The organism is Streptacidiphilus sp. P02-A3a (assembly GCF_014084105.1).
Taxonomy (GTDB): domain Bacteria; phylum Actinomycetota; class Actinomycetes; order Streptomycetales; family Streptomycetaceae; genus Streptacidiphilus.
In genome coordinates, this window is record NZ_CP048289.1 from 4359561 (window position 1) to 4377183 (window position 17623).

Here is a 17623-nt window from a genome sequence, read left to right on the forward strand (position 1 = left end):
CCAGCCGGGAGCAGGACGGGAATCCGAGGCACGCAAGCCCTTCACCCTGAGTCGGGTGATCCTGCGTCTGCTGAGCCGATGGCAGGCCGAAGAGCTGCGCGAGGACCTCGCGGACCTGCATGTGGAGTCCTACGAGACCGCAGCCGGACAGGAGTTCAACGGCCGGGAGGACTTCCTGGCCCGCCTGGCCCAGGACGTCCAGCAGCCAGGGTTCACCATGCTGATCGCCGAGGCGACCACCCTGGTGGGCTGCGCCTACGGCTACCCCGTGCCGCGGGACGGCTCCTGGTGGCGGGGCCTGGACCGGGAACTCCCGCGCCACATCGAGCAACTCACCGCCTCCGGCCACGTGTTCGCCGTCGCCGGGATGGTGGTCCACCCGCATGAGCGGCACCTCGGCCTGGCCGACCGGCTACAGGACCAGCTCCTGGCGAACCTCCCGGCGTCGCTGGCCGCCACCCTGCTCGACCAGGCCGACATCGCGGCCCTGGGCGTCTTCCGGACCTGGGGCTGGCAGGAGATCGGCGAGGTCCACCGACCCCACGACCATGCGGTGCTGCGGGCCCTGGTCCTCCCCCTGGGCGCGCGAACGCTCGCGGCGCCGGACGGCCTGGCCCACAACGCCCGCACCCAGCGCCCCGGGTACTCGGCCGACCACCCCTCGGTACCCCGGCTCCCACCGCCCGCGAGGTAGACCCCGGCGGATCGGTGGGACGGGGTGCTACCTGCCGGACACGTCCGTCCGGCTGTGGCGCAGGCACAGCGTGCCCCAGTGGAAGCCCGCGCCGATGGCCGACATGACGTAGGTGTCGCCGGGCTGGAGCCGCCCGTGGGTGACGGCGTCGTGGAGCGCGGTGAACATGCCGGCCGCGCCGGTGTTGCCCAGCTTGTCGAGGGTGATGGGGGCGCGTTCGGCGGGGACGCCGAGGGTTCTCAGGGTGTGGTCGAGGATGTTGATGTTGGCCTGGTGCAGGAAGTAGTGGTCGATGTCGGCGGGTTCCAGACCGGCGCGCCGGGCCGCGAGGGTGATGCTCCGGGGCAGCCGGGTGGTGGCGGCCTCCCAGACGGCGCGCCCGTCCATGGCCAGGTGGTGGCCGCCGGTGGCGAGGGTGTCGGCACTGGTCGGCAGCCGTGAACCGCCTGCCGGGATCTGCACCTGGTAGGAGAGTTGCGAACCCAGGTCGTACGAGAGCAGTCCGGCTCCGGGGGTGTCGGTCCTGGTCAGGACCGCCGCCGCGGCGGCGTCGCCGAAGAAGACGCCAGTGGTGCGGTCGCCCGGGCGGGTGACCCGCGAGGCGCAGTCGGCGGCCAGGACCAGGACGTTGCCGATGGAGGGGTTCTGCAGCAGGTGCGCGGCCAGCAGTATGGCATGGACGCCGGAGGCGCAGGCAGCCTGGGTCACGTCCATGGCCATGGCGCGCACGGCTCCGAGCGCGTCCTTGACGATCAGGGAGGTGGAGGGCAGCGGCTGGTCGTAGGTGTAGGTGGCGACGATGACGGCGTCCAGCTGCGCGGGGCCCAGCGCGGCGGCCCGCAGGGCGGCGCGGGCGGCGGCCAGGCACATGTCGGAGGTGGCCAGTTCCGGTGCCAGGCGGCGTCGTTCGCGGATGCCGGTGCGGGCGACGATCCACTCGTCCGTGGTGTCCAGGGTGCGGCTGAGGTCGTGGTTGGTCACCACGGTCGGCGGCAGGTGCACGCCGGTTCCGGCGACGGCGAACGGGACGGGCAGACCGGTGCCGGTGTGCGTGTCGGCGGCCAGTTCGGGGGCGAGGGTCATGCGACGGTGCTCCGGTCGGCTCGGGTCAGGAGTTCCAGGTCGGTGTAGAAGCGCCCGGAGGGGCGGGGCTGGCCGAGCAGGATGCGGCGGGCGGCCTCGGCGGTCAGGGCTCCGCCGAGGGCGACGCCGGAGGCCAGCTGCGGCCAGCTGCTGAGGGTCCTGCCGAGCTGCGGGATGGAGGCGGCGAGTTCGGGGCTGATGCGCTCGCGGTCGACCATGGTGAGGATCAGGTCGACGATCTGGTCGAAGGTCAGGTCCACGAGGTCGCGCGAGGTCGTCTCGCCCAGGATCCCGTGCAGCAGCGGTCGTTCGGGCTCCAGGTCGAAGCGTTCCACGTCCAGCAGGCCCCGGTCGTTGGCGTCCATGACCACCGGGATGCCGAGCCTGCGGGCGTGCTCGCGGGCGGCGATCTTGACGTACGGGGTGTCGCACTCCTCGACGAGCAGGTCGATCGGACCGTGGCCGCCGCTGAAGAACTCGGGCATGTTCGCGTCGGTCAGACCGGCCGGGTAGATCTCGATGTCCAGCCAGGGATCGATCTCCGTCATCTGACGGGCGGCGATGACGCACTTGTTCAGGCCGAGGTGGTGCACGCCCGCGCGGAGCCGGTTCAGGTTGGACAGGCTCAGACCGTCGAAGTCGGCGAGCTTGAACGCACCGCCGATCCCCTCCATCGCGAAGGTCAGCGCGGCACTGCTGCCGACCGACAGGCCGATCACACCCACCCGGCGGGCCAGCAGCTCCCGCTGCTGCGGGCGCTCGATCCGACCCCGGTTCCGGTCGGTGCGCACCAGCCGGAACTCCTCCCGCGGCAGCAGGTGCACCAGACGCCCCGACCACGGGTACCACGCCCACACCCCGTAGGACCGCGGTTCGACCCCGGCCAGCTGCTCGGTGACCGCCCGCTCCAGCTCCGCCCCGGCGAGCTTCCGTCCCGGGTCACGGCTCCTGACCAGCTCCCGCAGCTGCTCCTCGATCGTGTCACAGACCTCCTGGACCCGGCCCGAGGCCCGCAGCGCGGCGAGCTCCTGGCGGTCCGCGGCGTGCCGGGGCTCGAACAGGACGGGGTGCCAGGCTTCGGCGCCCCGCGTGCGGACCGGCTCGGGGGGCGTGGGGACCAGCCGCGCACCGGCCGCGATCCGGTAGGCCGGGGGCAGTTCGCGCAGGGCCCGCTCGGGCGTCACCACGGCTGCGGGGAAGGCCCCCTCCAGCTGCTCGACCAGGTCGGTGTACTCCCCGGCACCGTGGGCGGCCCGGTAGAGCATGAGGACCACGTCCTCGGTGTACCGCTCCACGTACCGGCGCGTGCCGGGCACCGGGCGAAAGCCGAACCGCTGGTGGAACAGGTCCTGCCCGTCGGCGGTGCCGGAGGTCCCGATCATGGCCTTGGCGCCCAGGCAGCGGGCGGCGGCGATCGCCATCGCGTTCAGGTGGACGCCCAGGCCCAGCTTGCGGGCCCGGTGCTCGACGACCAGCCGACTGTGCTCAAACGTTTCCTCGGTGCCCAAGCCTTCCTGGAACAGCAGATCCTCGAACGGGCCGTCCCCCAGGAAAGCCCGCGACTGGAACAGCCGTGCCGTCTGCGGGGTCGACAACCGGACATACCCGACGGGCGGCCCGTCGGCCTCGCGTCGGCCCACGAAGTGCCAGGCCCCGAAGTCCAGGTCCTGGTCGTCGACATAGTCCGCACCGTCCCGGAACTCGGGCCGACGGCCCCCGTCGAACAGGATCCGGGCACGCAACTCGCGGATCCGGCCCGCCAGTTCCGCAGCCCCAGGGGCAGCGGGCAGGAGCTGGAACGCGGACACCTGCCACGGCACGCCGAGACCCACACCATCAGTACTCACAACAACCAGCTCCCTGCTCAGGTACACGCGTCCCACGGCCCGGCGGCATGGCGCCCTCCGGGTATTCGTTGATCACAACGAGCGCGCAGGAAAAGCGTTTCTCTGCACCACTCCGGCCGGGCGACCGCCGGGGGACTGTGACAGGAGCGCGACAGCGCCATCGGACCGTCCGGTGTCGACACCGGACGGTCCACCGAACGTCACCCGTACGTCGTCCCGCTTCGCGCTACTGGGGTGGCGGAACGAGGCGTGACCACAGCTCCCCCTCGTCCTCAAGCCGCATCCGGAAGGCATCGGCGAACAGCCGAAGGGTCGGTGCCGACAGGGCGCGGCCACTGAGCGCCCGTGAGACGCGGTCGCGCAGCGCGCGAACGGTCGCCCGGTGGTCGGACACCTCGCCCTGGCAGCGGTACCCGGGCCGTACGGTCACCACACCGATTCGCCGCCGGTGTCCTCGGGATGGCGGCCGTCCTCTCCCTGGTCAACGGCGGCTGCCTGCTGATCGCCCCGTTCGGCACCCGGGTGCTCGACCCGCTGATGGCCCCAAGGGCGCTCTGGTGGGCACTGTCGGCGCCGTCCTGGGCACCGGCGCCGGCCGTGGCGTCGGGCTCCTGTACGTGCTCCTCGGCTGTGCGGTCGCGCTGCTCGGCCTGGTCTGCCTGCGGATCCCGGTGCTCGGCCGCTTCGACCGCGAGGTACCCGACGCACCCGCCGCCGACCTGGTCGGCCTGACCCAGCTCGGGTCGGCCGTGGACGACCCCGCCGAGCCCGGCACAGCTCGCCGATCCCGGCCCTGACGTCGGCCTCGGGCCACGATCCCGCCGCCCGGAGACGGAGCACCATGGAAGGAGCGGGCAACGAGCCGAGGAACGGAGCCAGGAGGCGCATTCCCATGACGACACCCGCAGCCGTCCCCACCCCGCCACCCCACCCGCGGGAGCGCGGCTCGCGTCGACGTGCCGCCCGGGCGCGGCGCGACAGTCCGCTGTGGCGGCGGACCGACCGGCAGCGCGGTCGGCTGCACACCCTGATGGTGCTCGGCCTGGTCACCGCCGTGGTACTGGCGGCACTGGTCGGCGTGCTCTCGTACCGGAGCCAGCGGTCGGACGCCCGGCATGAGGCGGCTGGGCTGCGCCAGGTCCAGGCGGTGGAACTGAGCGACGCGGTGCCGTCGCGGTCCGTGACCACCCCGGGATACACCGCCCAGGTCCGCTGGACCGATCCGACCGGCACGGGTGCCACCCACCAGGCGGCCGCCACCGTCCCGGCGACCGGTACCGTCGGCAGCCGGGTCCCGGTGTGGTTGGACGCCGCCGACCAGATCCGCTCCGCGCCCCCCGCCGCCGGGGTCTCGGCGGCGGACTCGGTCTTCTTCGGCAGCATGACACTGGTCGCCCTGCCACCCTGTGTGGTGATCGCCTGGTATCTCGCCGACCTCCGGCTGGACCGCACCGACCAGCGGAACTGGGAACGCGAATGGCAGCGGGTCGAACCCGAGTGGACCCGGCGGCGCTGACCACCGGAGAGCGCGGACGCTCGGACCTCCTCCGGCGCGTCCCCGGGGGCGCGCACCGGCAGCTCCCACCCCCGCCCCTGCGAATCCGGATACGGTGACGTCCCGGCCCCGTCATCGCCCAGGAGGTCCCACCCGTGAGCTTCACGACGCTCGCTGTGATCTCGTTGGCGGCACTGCTCGGCCCGCTACTGGCGCTGCCGAGGAACTGGCACCTGCCGGTCGTGCTGGGGGAACTGCTGGCCGGGATCGTGCTGGGGCCGACCGTCGTCGGCTACCTGCACGCGGGCGACGCGACCTTCACCTTCCTCGCCGACATCGGCTTCGCCCTGATCATGTTCGTCGCCGGAGCCCACGTCCCGGTACGGGACGCGAACCTGAGGGCGGGACTGCGCGTCGGCACACTGCGCGCCGCAGCCGTGGGGGTACTCGCGGTCGGACCGGCGTTCGCCCTCGCCCGGGGCTTCGGCACCGGGCACACCGCCCTGTACACGGTGCTGATCGCCTCCTCCTCGGCCGCGCTGATCCTGCCCATGATCGACTCCCTGGCCGTGGGCGGCGGACCGGTGCTGGAGATGCTGCCGCAGGTCGCGGTCGCCGACACCGCCTGCATCGTGGCCCTGCCGCTGGTCATCGACCCCGCCCACGCCGCCCGGGCGGCACTCGGCGCGCTGGCGGTCATCGGCTGCGCGCTGGTGCTGTTCGTGGTCCTGCGCCGACTGGAACGCGGCGGGTACCGGCGCAGGCTGCACCGCCTCTCGGAACACCGCCGGTTCGCCCTGGAACTGCGGATCAGCCTGGCGATCCTGTTCGCCCTGGCGGACCTCGCCGCGCGCACCCACGTCTCGATCATGCTGGCCGGGTTCTCCTTCGGCCTCGTGGTGGCGGCCATCGGCGAACCGCGACGGCTGGCCAAGCAGCTGTTCGCGCTGACCGAGGGGTTCCTCGGACCGCTGTTCTTCCTGTGGCTGGGCGCCTCGCTGGACCTGCGCGCACTGGGCCGACACCCGTCCTTCGTGCTGCTCGGCCTGCTCCTGGGAGCCGGAGCGGTCGCCGTGCACGCGGCCATGCGGGCCGCAGGCCAGCCGCTCGCCATCGGCGTGCTGGCCTGCGCCCAACTCGGAGTGCCGGTGGCCGCCGCGACCCTGGGTAACCAACTGAACCTGCTGCGCCCCGGTGAGGCCGCCGCGCTGATGCTGGGCGCGGTGGTCACCATCGCCGCCTCCACCGCCGCCGGGGCGGTGGCCGCCCGCGCCTCCGCCTCCGCGGCGGCAACGGCGGACCCACCGCGGTAGCCCCCCGCCCCCGGCCGGTCGGCCCGTCGCGCCGGGCGTCCGCGCCGAGCCCCCGTACCCGGGGCGGGGCCGCGCTCGGGCCCTCCAGCCCCGCCCGGAGGTCCCTCGCCGCGCGCGGCGGCCACTGCTGGGATGAGATGGGAGACACCCCCTCCACCGAGCCCGTGCCCTTGACCCCCAGGGAGAGAACCATGAAGGCCGCCGTCGTCCGAGACTTCACCGCCCCGCTGGTCATCGAGGACCACCCGGTGCCGCAGCCCGCCCCGCACCAGGTCCGGGTGCGGATAGAAGCCTGCGGACTGTGCCACACCGACATCCACGCCGCCCACGGCGACTGGCCGGTCAAGCCCACCCCGCCGTTCATCCCCGGCCACGAGGGCGTCGGCATCATCGACGCCGTCGGCGACCAGGTCCGACACGTGCGGCTCGGCGACCGGGTCGCCATCCCCTGGCTCGCCGAAGCCTGCGGCCACTGCGACTACTGCGTCACCGGCTGGGAGACCCTGTGCCCGCAGCAGCAGAACAGCGGCTACTCCGTGGACGGCGGCTACGCCGAGTACGCCCTGGCCCACGGCGACTACGTGGTCGCCGTGCCCGAGGGGCTGGACCCCCTCGACGCCGCGCCGCTCACCTGCGCCGGGGTCACCACCTACAAGGCCGTCAAGGTCTCCGGAGCCCGCCCCGGAACCCGGGCGCTGATCTCCGGCATCGGCGGACTGGGCCACCTCGCCCTCCAGTACGCCCGGATCGCCGGAGCGGAGACCATCGCCGTCGACATCACCGACGAGAAGCTCGCGCTGGCCCGCGAACTCGGCGCCGACCACGTCATCGACGCCCGCGGCCAGGACGTCGCCGCCGAGGTCCAGCGGCTCGGCGGCGCCGACACCGCCATCTCCCTGGCCGTCAGCAACACCTCCTTCCAGGACGCCTACGCCTCGCTGCGCCGGGGCGGCACCCTGGTCCTGGTCGCGCTGCCCGCCGACGGAACCCTGGACCTCCCGGTCTTCGACACCGTGCTGAACGGCACCAGGGTGATCGGTTCCATCGTCGGCACCCGACAGGACCTGGCCGAGGTGTTCCGACTGCACAGCCTCGGCCGCACCCGTGTCATCCGCGAGAGCCGTGACCTCGACGACGTCAACACCTGCATCGAGGAGGTACTCGCGGGCAAGGTGTCCGCGCGGCTGGTCTTCGACCTGCGCTGAGGCGAACAGCCCCCTCAGGCGCGCGGCGTGTCCGGGCGCGGGCGCGGGCCGGTCCGCGCCGGGTCAGAGCAGGTCGTTCAGGGCGGGCAGCAGCCTCTTGGCGTTGCGGGTGGTCAGTGTCCGCCAGGTGTCCGGATCCGGCTGCGGCGCGGCGTCGATGGACGCCACCTGGCTCGCGACGCCGGGAGTCGGGGTCCAGCAGTAGTCGCTGCCGTAGAGGACCCGGTCGGTGCCGAAGGCGGCGGTGAGGGCGGGGACCTGGTACGGGAACGGGGTGCCCGCGAGGTCGAACCAGAGTTTGCCCACCTGGTCGGGGATCGGGCCGACCGCGTCGCCGCCGAGGCCGAAACCGCTGCGGAACAGTTCCATGCGCTGGGTGAGCAGCGGGAGGGTGCCGCCGCCGTGCGAGAAGACCCACGGGATGTTCGGGTAGCGGCTGAGCACACCGTTGAAGAGCAGGTCGCTGACGGTGCGGGTGGAGTCGAAGATGAACTCCAGCATCGGGCGCGGGCGGCCCAGCGCCTCGTGGGTGCCGGCCGGCGAGGTGGGGTGGACGAAGACGGGGGTACGGCGGCGGTCCAGTTCGGCGTAGAGCGGCTCGTAGCGCTCGTCGCCGAGATAGACGCCGTGCGCGTTGCTCTCCAGGGTCACGCCGTCGCTGCCGAGGTCGTCCATGGCGCGGGTGAGCTCCGCCAGCGAGCCCTCGACGTCGGGGAAGGGCAGCGAGGCGAAGTGGCCGAAGCGGTGGGGGTGGCGGCGCTTGAGGTCGGCGCCGAAGTCGTTGACGTGGCGGGCCAGCGCCAGGGAGGCCGCGTCGTCGCCTAGGTGGGTGCCCGGTGAGGAGATCGTCATGACCGAGTAGCCGATCCCCCAGTCGTCCATGTCCTTGAGGTGGTCCGTCTCGCTCCACGTCGGCCAGCCGGGCATGCCGTCGGGGTGGACGATACCGGCCTGCTTCGCCGCCGCCACGTACTGCGGCGTGACGAAGTGGGAGTGGACGTCTACGAGGGGGCTGTGCTGGTCGGACATCGGGAACCTTCCGTGCGGTGAAGTGCGGACGACCCGGGCCGAACGGGTGACGGTCCGGCCGTGGGGTGGCGCCGCGTTCTCCCCATCGTAGGAGCGTGCCGGGGTCGCCCGCCCGGTGGAGGCCGCACGGCCGTGGCTGGCGACATCGACGTCGGCGGAGCCGTCGGTCGGTGCTCAGGAGGATGGCAGGGTCCATTCCTGGTTGGAGCCGCCGTTGCAGTCCCAGATGTCCAGTTGGGTGCCTGGGGTGGTGGCACTGGGGCATGGACCTGACAGCGGTGGGATCGATTCTGTTTGGAACTGTTGGCTATTGAGGCACTGGGGCCTGAATCTGTCAATGGCCTGAGCGGCGACTTGGGTGGGGTCCATGGAGATGTTTGATCGTGATGGAATGTCCTGGAGGGCCGAGCTGTCCCGCGCGCCGCCGGTCCCACCCGGTTCCGCAACTCCCATTCCTGCCACATGTGTTGACAAGCCACTGTCACCTCGCCTTTGCTACCGGTAGCCGCCAGGCCGGTCCGGGGCTGATCGTCCGATCAGCCCCGGGGTCGGCTGACCCACACGGACTCCACCCACTCGTCGGCCTTCGTGCCCACCTGTGTGCCCTTGCCCGTCACCACTAGCGACCGGTGGCGGCCACGCTGAAATGACAACGTTGTCATCGACTGCTACCAGCAACCGAGAAGCGAGAGAGCGCCCTATGATCCTCCTGCCAACAGGTCCGCGAAGGCGCCCGGCGCGTCGGCGGCTCACTCCAGTTCTCGCCTTCGCGGTGGTCACCGCGTTAGCGGGCTCCTTCGCGACACCGGCTCAGGCAACTGTGCGCCCCACCAGCCACGCGGCAGCGTCCGGGCTGGTGAGCGACCCGGCCTCATTGGTGAATCCGTTCATCGGCACGACCAACACCGGCGACGACTTCCCGGGCGCGGACGTGCCGTTCGGCATGGTGCAGTGGAGCCCGGACACCCCGTCGCGCCCCGACGGCGGCGGGTACGAGTACAACGACTCGTCGATCACCGGGTTCAGCCTGACCCACCTGTCCGGGCCCGGCTGCGGGGCGGAGGGCGACATCCCGATCCTGCCGACTACGGGCTCGGTCAACACCTCGGCGACGGACTCGTTCTCGCACGCCAACGAGTCGGCCGACGCCGGGGACTACAAGGTCGCACTGGACAACGGGGTGACCACCGAGCTGACCGCAACCACCCGCACCGGCATGGCCGACTTCACGTTTCCCTCGACCAGCCAGGCGAACCTGATCTTCAAGCTGGACGACAGCGCCAACGGCGACTCCGCGACCGACTTCAGCGAGATCAGCGACACCGAGGTTGAGGGGTCGGTGACCTCGGGCGGCTTCTGCGGCCCCGGCAGTTCCGTCTACACCGTGTACTTCGACATGCAGTTCAGCCAACCGTTCGCCACCACGGGCACATTCACGGCCAAGGGTGTCCACGCGGGCGCCAAGAGCCTGTCGATCAAGCAGACCTCACCGGCGGTGAAACCCAGGACCGTCCCCTCGGGTACCCCCGAGAAGGCCAACCACCCGGTCCTGCACGGGTCGCTGCCCGCGAGCTCCGCCCGGGCCAAACCCGCGCTGAGCGGCCCGGACGGCTCCTACCTGACCTTCAACACCACCAGCAACCAGACACTGCTGGCCAAGGTCGGGATCTCCTACGTGTCGAATGCGAACGCGAAGGCGAACCTGGCCCAGGAGGATTCGGGGTGGAACTTCGCCTCGACCCAGGCGTCGGCCCACGCCGCGTGGAACACGGCACTGAACAAGATCCAGGTCGCCGGCGGCACGGCGGCCCAACAGGCGGTCTTCTACACGTCGTTGTACCACTCGCTGCTGCACCCCAACATCGCCAGTGACGACAACGGCCAGTACGTCGGTGTCGACGGAAAGGTGCACACCGTCGACACGGGGCACTCGGCCTGGTACACCAACTTCTCCGGCTGGGACATCTACCGCAGTCAGGCCCAACTCGAAGCGCTGGTCGACCCACAGGCCGCCAGCGATACGGCGCAGTCCATGGTGGACGACTACGCCCAGGACGGCATGCTGCCCAAGTGGCTGCTGGACAGCGGTGAGACCTACGTGATGGTCGGCGATCCGTCCGACGCGATCCTGGCGGACTACCAGGCCTTCGGCGCGACGGACTTCGACACCGCGACGGCCCTGAGCGACATGGCGGCCGAGGCCACGACCACCAACAACGTACGGCCGGGCGGCAGTTACCTGAACACGCCCGGATACCTGCCGCATGACGGCGACTACAGCGGCGACACCAACTTCTACGGACCGATCTCCACGACCCTGGAGTACGACACCGCCGACTTCGCCATCTCCGCGTTCGCCGGTGCGCTGGGCAATACCGGCGATCAGCAGACCTTCGTCAACCGGGCCCAGGACTGGCGCAACGTACTCGACCCCAACAGCGGCTTCGACCAGTCGCGCGACGCCGACGGAGACTGGTTGACCGGGTTCGACCCGACCAGCGGCAACGACTTCGTCGAGGCCGACTCGTGGATCTACACCGGCATGGTGCCCTTCGACCTGGCCGGCCTGATCGCGGCCAAGGGCGGCGACAAGGCGATGAACGACTACCTGAACACCACCCTGAGCAGCTACACGGGCGCCAACGGCTATGCCTGGGTGGGCAACGAGCCCAGCATCGAACTGCCCTGGGAGTACGACTACACCGGTGAGCCCTACCGGACCCAGGGAACCGTGCGGTCGATCCAGGACCAGATCTGGACCGACACGCCCAGTGGACTGGCCGACGGCAACGACGACCTCGGCGCCATGAGCGCGTGGTACGTCTGGTCCGCGCTGGGCATGTTCCCGGAGACCCCGGGCACCGCCACCCTGGCGCTCGGATCGCCGATGTTCACCCAGGCCGTGGTCACCCTGCCGTCCGGCAACACCCTGACGATCAACGGCAACGGTGCCGCCGACAACGCCCCCTACGTGCAGTCGGCGTCCTTCAACGGCACGGCCTGGAACGACGCCTACGCACCCGCCTCGGCGATCACCACCGGCGGTACCCTGAACTACACCCTGGGCACGACGGCGAACACCGCCTGGGCGTCGGCGGCGAACGAGGTGCCGCCCTCCTACGGCGGCAACACGGTGGCGCCGACGAGCCCACGCATCGGCGCGGTCAACTCTGCCGCCGGGGCCAGCCTGTGCCTGGACGACTCGAACTCGTCCACCACCGACGGGAATCCGGTGCAGATCTGGGGCTGCGACGGCACCTACGCCCAGGACTGGACGATCGCGACCGACGGCACCGTCCGTACCCTGGGCAAGTGCCTCGACGCCGCGCACAGCGGTACTGTCAACGGCACCGCCGTCCAGCTCTACAACTGCAACAACAGCGGCGCGCAGCAGTGGACCGCTGGTTCCGGCAACTCCCTGGTGAACCCCGAGTCGGGGCTCTGCCTGGACGACCCGTCGGACTCCAGCACCCAGGGCACCCATCTCCAGCTCTACACCTGCAACGGCACCAGCGCCCAGAACTGGACTCTGCCGGCCGCGCCCACCCCCATCTCTGGCGCCGTCGACGCGAACGTCGGCTCCGGGCTCTGCCTGGACGACAAGTCCGCCGCCACCACCAACAACAACCCCATCGAGATCTGGGGCTGCAACGGCACAGCGGCCCAGCAGTGGACCTACGCGTCGGACGACACGCTGCGGGTGGTGGGGGAGTGCATGGACGTCACCAACAGCGGCACCACGCAGGGGACTCTCATCCAGCTCTACACCTGCAACAACAGCGGCGCGCAGCAGTGGCGGGCCACCAGCGGCGGCCAGCTCGTCAACCCCGAGTCCGGGCTCTGCCTGGACGACCCCAGCTCCTCCACCACGGCGGGGACGCAACTCCAACTCTGGGGCTGCGACGGTACCCCGGCACAGGACTGGACCCTGCCCTCCTGAGACCTGTGAGGTGCGTCATGCGGATCAACACACGTGTGCGATCGGGCCTGGCCCGGGTGCTCGCACTGGCCGCAGCCGTAGCCGTAGCCGTGGCGCTCGCCGGTGCCGCACCGGCGAGCGCGACCCCCGCGCCCACGGCAGCGGCGGCGACGGCAGCAGCGGCGACGACCACGGCGGCGACGGCAGCAGCGGCGACGACCACGGCGGCGAGCAGCGCCGGTTCCGCCCGGCCGGCCAACACCTCGGTCTGCTCCAAGTACTGCGACGGCCGTGATCCGGCCGTGGCCGTCGGGGACCGTGACGCGTCGGTGGCCACCGTCTGGTCCCGCTCCATCGAGCTGCACATCTCGGACCCCGACGACATGGCCTGGGCCGGCATCACCAACGGCTCACCCACCGACGAGGTGTGGCTCGACCGCTCCTGGGACGGCGGCCAGACCTGGAGTGACGGCTCCAAGCTCGGCGACACCACCATCCCCAGCGGCGACACCGGCTGGCGCACCCTGATGGACAACATCGACAACCCTTCCGCCGGACAGACCGGTGTCGTCCGCGCCTGCGGCAAGGCGGGCAACCGCGTCGACATCGCCTGCACCCCCTGGGAGAAGGCCGACATCGGATCCGGTACGGCGGCGGACTCCGCGGAAGCCCTCGCGGCGTACTGGAACCCCGCCACCGGCCTGTGGGACTCGGGGCCGTACAGCTGGCAGGACGCCAACGCGCTGACCGCGCTGACCGACTACATGCGCCGGTCAGGCAACGCCAGCTACCCGTCGGTGATCTCCACGACCTACAACGACAACATCAACTCGGCGAACTTCACCGACTCCTACATCGACGACACCGGCTGGTGGGGCCTGGCCTGGCTGGACGCCTACGAGTACACCGACAACAACTCCTACCTCGACGTCGCCGAGGCCGACGCGAACTACATGAGCCAGTACTGGGACAACACCTGTGGCGGCGGCGTGTGGTGGTCCACCGCCAAGACCTACAAGAACGCCATCGCCAACGAGCTCTACCTCGAACTCAACGCCGAACTCCACAACGACATCCCCGGTGACAGCGCCTACCTGGGACGCGCGCAGGCGGAGTGGAGCTGGTTCCAGGGCAGCGGCCTGATCAACTCCAACGACCTGATCAATGACGGCCTCACCACCTCCACCTGCACAAACAACGGCGAAGCCACCTTCAGCTACAACCAGGGCGTGATCCTCGCCGGCCTCGGCCAGCTCTACCACGCCACTGGCAACAGCTCACTGCTCACCTCCGCCGAGAACATCGCCACCGCCGCCACCACCCACCTGACCAGCAACGGGATCCTGGTCGACCCCTGCGAGCCCAACGGCTGCGCCTCCGACGGCTTCTCCTTCAAGGGCGCCTTCGTCCGCGGCCTGTCCGACTTCCAGCGGCTGACCGGAGTCTCGACCTACAGCACCTTCCTGAGCGCGCAGGCCGACTCGATCGAGAGCAACGACACCGACTCGGTCGGCCAGTCTGGTCTCGCCTGGGCCGGTCCCCTGGCCGACGTCGACTACCCGGACACCCAGTCCGCCCTCGACGCGCTCAACAGCCAACTCTGACCCGATGCCGCACAGGACGCACCTGCCCGCCCGGAGGCGCGTCACGGAGCCGTGGGCCGTCCCGAACGCCGCTGCCACGCCGGAACCCGAACCGGCGTGGCAGGATGGACCGATGTACTCGCGACTGCCGTTCGGGGACGCACTACGGGCCCGGTTGGGGCCGCCGGGACGGGCTCGGCGGCTGGACAGCAGCCCGCGCTCGCGGGTGTGGCGGGTCGAGCTGCCCGCCGCGCCGGTGATCGTCAAGCAGGTCGTCGACGGCCCGGACGCCGACCACCGCTACGCGCGCGAGCTGGCCGCGCTGCGGCTGGCGAGCCGCGCCGAACCACCGGTGGTACCCGCGCTGTTGGCCACCGACCCCGAGCAGCGGGTACTGGTCCTGGAGCAGGTGGAACACCGTCCGCCGCCGCGCGACTGGATCGTCGACTACGCCGCCGCCCTGGCCCGGCTGCACGCCACCGGGAAGCCGCAGGACGCGGGCGTGCTGCCCGCCTGGTCGCCGCCCACCGGTCGTGACACCGCCTCCTTCCTGGCCCTGGCCCAGGCGTTGGGAGCCAGCGTGCCGCCGGGCGTGGCCGGTGAACTCGACGCCCTGGTAGACCGGTTGGCCCGGGCGCCGGGCAACGCGCTGCTGCACGGCGATCCCTGCCCGGGCAACGACCTGCACACCGGCGACGGCGTCCGGTTCATCGACTTCGAGCAGGCCTCGCTGGGCAACGGCCTGATGGAACTGGCCTACCTGCGCATCGGCTTCCCCACCTGCTGGTGCGCGACCAGCGCGGACGCCCCGCTGCTGGAGCGGGCCGAGGCCGCCTACCGCACCGCCTGGACCACCGCTACCGGTACCGAGCCCGAGGGCGACCTGACCGACGCCTGCGCGGGCTGGCTGCTGCGCGGCGACGCGCTGGTCGAGCGGGCCCGCCGCGAGAGCGTCGACCACCTGGCCCGGCTCCCCGGCAAGGACTGGAGCTGGGGCACCGCCACCGCCCGGCAGCGCCTGCTGCACCGGCTCACCGTGGTCGCCGCGCTGACCGCCTCCCGCCCCGACCTGTCCGCCTTCCACCACCTCGCCACCGACCTGCGCCGACACACCCACTCCCGCTGGCCCACCCTCCTCCCGCTGCCGTCCCACCGCCCGTAGCGCCACTCACCCCCCGCTCGGCGGGGATCAGTCCCGGGGGTGCTCGGCCGCCGGGGCGCTGCTCCGGGGAGGCTCCGGATCGTCGTCGTCCGGGTCGTCCCCGGCGCTGTCGGGTGCCTCATCGGGCTCGGGTTGTGGTTCGGTGGGGGTGGTGTGTTGGTGGCGTTGCAGGAGGGTGAGCCAGATCAGGGCGCCGAGGGTCAGTGCGGCGGCGACGTAGAAGTTGAGGCGTAGTCCGAGGAAGTGTTGGGAGTAGTCGACGCGTAGTGATTCCTCGAACATGCGGAAGGTGGAGTATCCGGCGATGTAGAGGGCGAAGAGGCTGCCGGGGGCGAGTTTGCGGTGGTGTCCGAGCCAGACCAGGACGGCGGCGAGCAGGAGGTCCCAGATGAGTTCGTAGAGGAAGGTGGGGTGGAAGGTGGTGTCCTGGAGGTAGCCCGGGGGGCGGAACTGTGGGGCGATCTGCAGTGCCCAGGGCAGGTGGGTGGGGCCGCCGAAGAGTTCCTGGTTGAAGTAGTTGCCGATCCGGCCGATGCCGGAGGCGATGAGCAGGCTGGGGGCGAGGGCGTCCATCATGCCGGTGACGCTGGTGCCCGCTTTGCGTAGCCGCCAGACGCAGACGGCGGTGGCCAGGGCGACGCCGCCCCAGATGCCCAGGCCGCCGTCCCATACCGCCAGTGGTCCCCACCAGTGCGGGGGGATCTGGGAGGGGGTGGTGAGGTCGAAGTACAGGCGTCCGCCGAGGATGCCGAAGGGCACTCCCCACAGGGCGATCTCCTCGACCATCGCCGGGTCGCCTCCGGCGGCACTCCAGCGGCGTCGGCCGACCAGCACGGCGAGGCTGATCCCGACGATGTACATCAGCGCGTAGAAGTGCACGAACAACGGCCCCACGTGGAAGCCGTTCACCGATGGCGACGGTATGGAAGCAAGCAGCATGACCACGAGCCTACGCGGTAACCCCACCCACCACACAGACCCCGACCACCACCCACGGTGACCGAGGGAGCCGTCCGCGTCACCAGTGAGCGTCACGAGTCCCGCCCGGTTCCGGTCACAGCCGTCGCACTCCTCAGCCGCCGTCCAGCTGCTGGAGCGCCTCTCGCGCGAAATCCGCAACCTGCTGGTGGGGCGAGTCGACGGCCAGTCGGAAGGCGGCCCGCGCACCCTCGGTGTCACCGGCTTTCAGGTGCAGCAGGCCGAGCGCGAGTGCCCCCTTGGAAGCGTGCTCCGGATGTCCCGAGTCGATGGCTACCTGATAGGCCGCACGTGCGCCCGTGTTGTCGCCCGACTTCTTGAGCAGAACGCCGAGGTTGAGCGCTGCCTTCGGGGCCCACTCCGGGTGGCGGGAGGCGAGAACCCGTCGGTAGGCCGCCTCTGCGGCCGGCCGGTTCTCCGCGTCGTGGAACAGCAGACCGAGGCCGAGTGCGGCCTCCGGGGCATGTTCGTGGTGTCCGGAGTCAATGGCTTGCTGGAACGCCTTCCGTGCGTCGGTCTTGTCCGGCAGGTCGGCGAGCAGGAAGCCGAGGTAGGAGGCCGCGTGCGGGGTGTGGTCCGGGTGCGGGGTGTCGATGGCCAGCTGATATGCGGCTCGCGCGCCCTGCGGGTCACCGGTCCCCGCCAGCAGGACCCCGAGGTTGAGGGCTGCTTCGCTGACCTGCTCAGGACGGCGGGAATCGATGGCTACCTGGTAGGCCGCCCGTGCACCGGTTACGTTTCCCGCCTCGGCAAGCTGATTTCCCAGGCCGATCGCTGCCTTCGGGGCCCACTGCGGGTGGTGGGAGTCCACGGCCAGGCGGAAGGCGGCCAGCGCGGCCGAGGTGTCGCCCGTTTCCGTCAACAGCACGGCGAGGTTGTACGTTGCTCGCGGGGCGAGGTCCCTGTGGCACGAGTCGACGGCCAGTTGGAAGGCGGCCTTCGCGTCTTCCGCGTCCCCGGACCGTTTCAGCAGCAGCCCCAGGCTGTCCGCGGCGCGTGGGGCCTGGTCGCGGTGATGGGAGTCGATGGCGACCTGGTAGGCGGCCCGCGCACCGGTCACGTCCCCCTCCCGTGCCAGCATCGAGCCCAAGTTCACGGCCGCGGTCGGCGCCCACTCGGAGTGCTGCGAGTCGATGGTCTGGCGATAACCGGCCCGTGCAGCCGCCGCGTCCCCCGATTTCTGGCTCCGTACGGCGAGATTGAAGACAACGCGCGGCGGTAGGTCGTGGCTCTCGGGGTCGGTGGCCAGCCTGACTCCAGCCTTGGCACCGTCCACGATCCCCCTGACGCCATCGCCTATCCTCGCCCACAGTCC

Annotated in this window: 13 protein-coding genes; 8 read left to right on the plus strand and 5 right to left on the minus strand. The window is 71.1% G+C overall.

What is annotated here, in order from left to right:
- Positions 1-55: 55 nt before the first annotated feature.
- Positions 56-694, plus strand: coding sequence for a GNAT family N-acetyltransferase (locus GXP74_RS18985; RefSeq protein WP_225448038.1), 639 nt, complete (start codon positions 56-58; stop codon positions 692-694).
- A gap of 27 nt (positions 695-721) precedes the next feature.
- On the opposite strand, the gene GXP74_RS18990 is transcribed toward GXP74_RS18985, so the two are convergent.
- Both GXP74_RS18990 and GXP74_RS18995 read right to left on the minus strand, forming a co-directional pair.
- The gene (locus GXP74_RS18990; RefSeq protein ID WP_182452640.1) at positions 722-1777 is read right to left on the minus strand and encodes a 3-oxoacyl-ACP synthase III family protein; all 1056 of its coding nucleotides are present in this window, start codon (positions 1775-1777) and stop codon (positions 722-724) included.
- Entirely contained in the window at positions 1774-3624 is a 1851-nt protein-coding gene (locus GXP74_RS18995; protein ID WP_225448039.1) for a ThiF family adenylyltransferase, read from the minus strand. Before GXP74_RS18995 ends, GXP74_RS18990 begins: the two co-directional genes overlap by 4 nt.
- A 557-nt stretch (positions 3625-4181) precedes the next feature.
- On the opposite strand from GXP74_RS18995, the gene GXP74_RS19000 reads away from it, so the two are divergent.
- The 4 genes from GXP74_RS19000 (at position 4182) to adhP (ending at position 7637) form a co-directional block, all read left to right on the plus strand.
- Complete coding sequence (locus tag GXP74_RS19000; protein ID WP_182452641.1) at positions 4182-4421, plus strand: hypothetical protein; 240 nt, start codon at positions 4182-4184, stop codon at positions 4419-4421.
- Positions 4422-4516: 95 nt separating this feature from the next.
- Entirely contained in the window at positions 4517-5140 is a 624-nt protein-coding gene (locus tag GXP74_RS19005) for a hypothetical protein (RefSeq protein ID WP_182452642.1), read from the plus strand.
- 134 nt (positions 5141-5274) lie between these two features.
- Entirely contained in the window at positions 5275-6432 is a 1158-nt protein-coding gene (locus GXP74_RS19010; protein WP_182452643.1) for a cation:proton antiporter, read from the plus strand.
- Positions 6433-6623: 191 nt separating this feature from the next.
- Entirely contained in the window at positions 6624-7637 is a 1014-nt protein-coding gene (adhP, locus tag GXP74_RS19015; protein ID WP_182452644.1) for an alcohol dehydrogenase AdhP, read from the plus strand.
- A gap of 63 nt (positions 7638-7700) precedes the next feature.
- Here adhP and GXP74_RS19020 read toward each other — a convergent pair whose 3' ends face one another.
- Positions 7701-8666, minus strand: a complete 966-nt coding sequence (locus GXP74_RS19020) for an amidohydrolase family protein (RefSeq protein ID WP_182452645.1) — start codon at positions 8664-8666, stop codon at positions 7701-7703.
- Positions 8667-9522: 856 nt separating this feature from the next.
- Between GXP74_RS19020 and GXP74_RS19025 the strand changes: the two genes are divergently transcribed.
- The 3 genes from GXP74_RS19025 to GXP74_RS19035 all read left to right on the plus strand — a co-directional run bounded on the left by GXP74_RS19025 (position 9523) and on the right by GXP74_RS19035 (position 15330).
- Positions 9523-12606, plus strand: coding sequence for a lectin (locus GXP74_RS19025; protein WP_182452646.1), 3084 nt, complete (start codon positions 9523-9525; stop codon positions 12604-12606).
- 17 nt (positions 12607-12623) lie between these two features.
- Positions 12624-14189: a glycoside hydrolase family 76 protein gene (locus GXP74_RS19030; RefSeq protein WP_182452647.1), complete on the plus strand. Its 1566-nt coding sequence runs from the start codon at positions 12624-12626 to the stop codon at positions 14187-14189.
- 112 nt (positions 14190-14301) lie between these two features.
- Positions 14302-15330, plus strand: a complete 1029-nt coding sequence (locus GXP74_RS19035; protein WP_182452648.1) for a phosphotransferase family protein — start codon at positions 14302-14304, stop codon at positions 15328-15330.
- Between the two features lie 27 nt (positions 15331-15357).
- Here GXP74_RS19035 and lgt read toward each other — a convergent pair whose 3' ends face one another.
- A complete protein-coding gene (lgt, locus tag GXP74_RS19040) occupies positions 15358-16239 on the minus strand; it encodes a prolipoprotein diacylglyceryl transferase (protein WP_182452649.1) in 882 nt (293 codons plus the stop codon).
- A 163-nt stretch (positions 16240-16402) separates the two neighbouring features.
- Entirely contained in the window at positions 16403-17584 is a 1182-nt protein-coding gene (locus tag GXP74_RS19045) for a tetratricopeptide repeat protein (protein WP_182452650.1), read from the minus strand.
- Between the last annotated feature and the right edge of the window lie 39 nt (positions 17585-17623).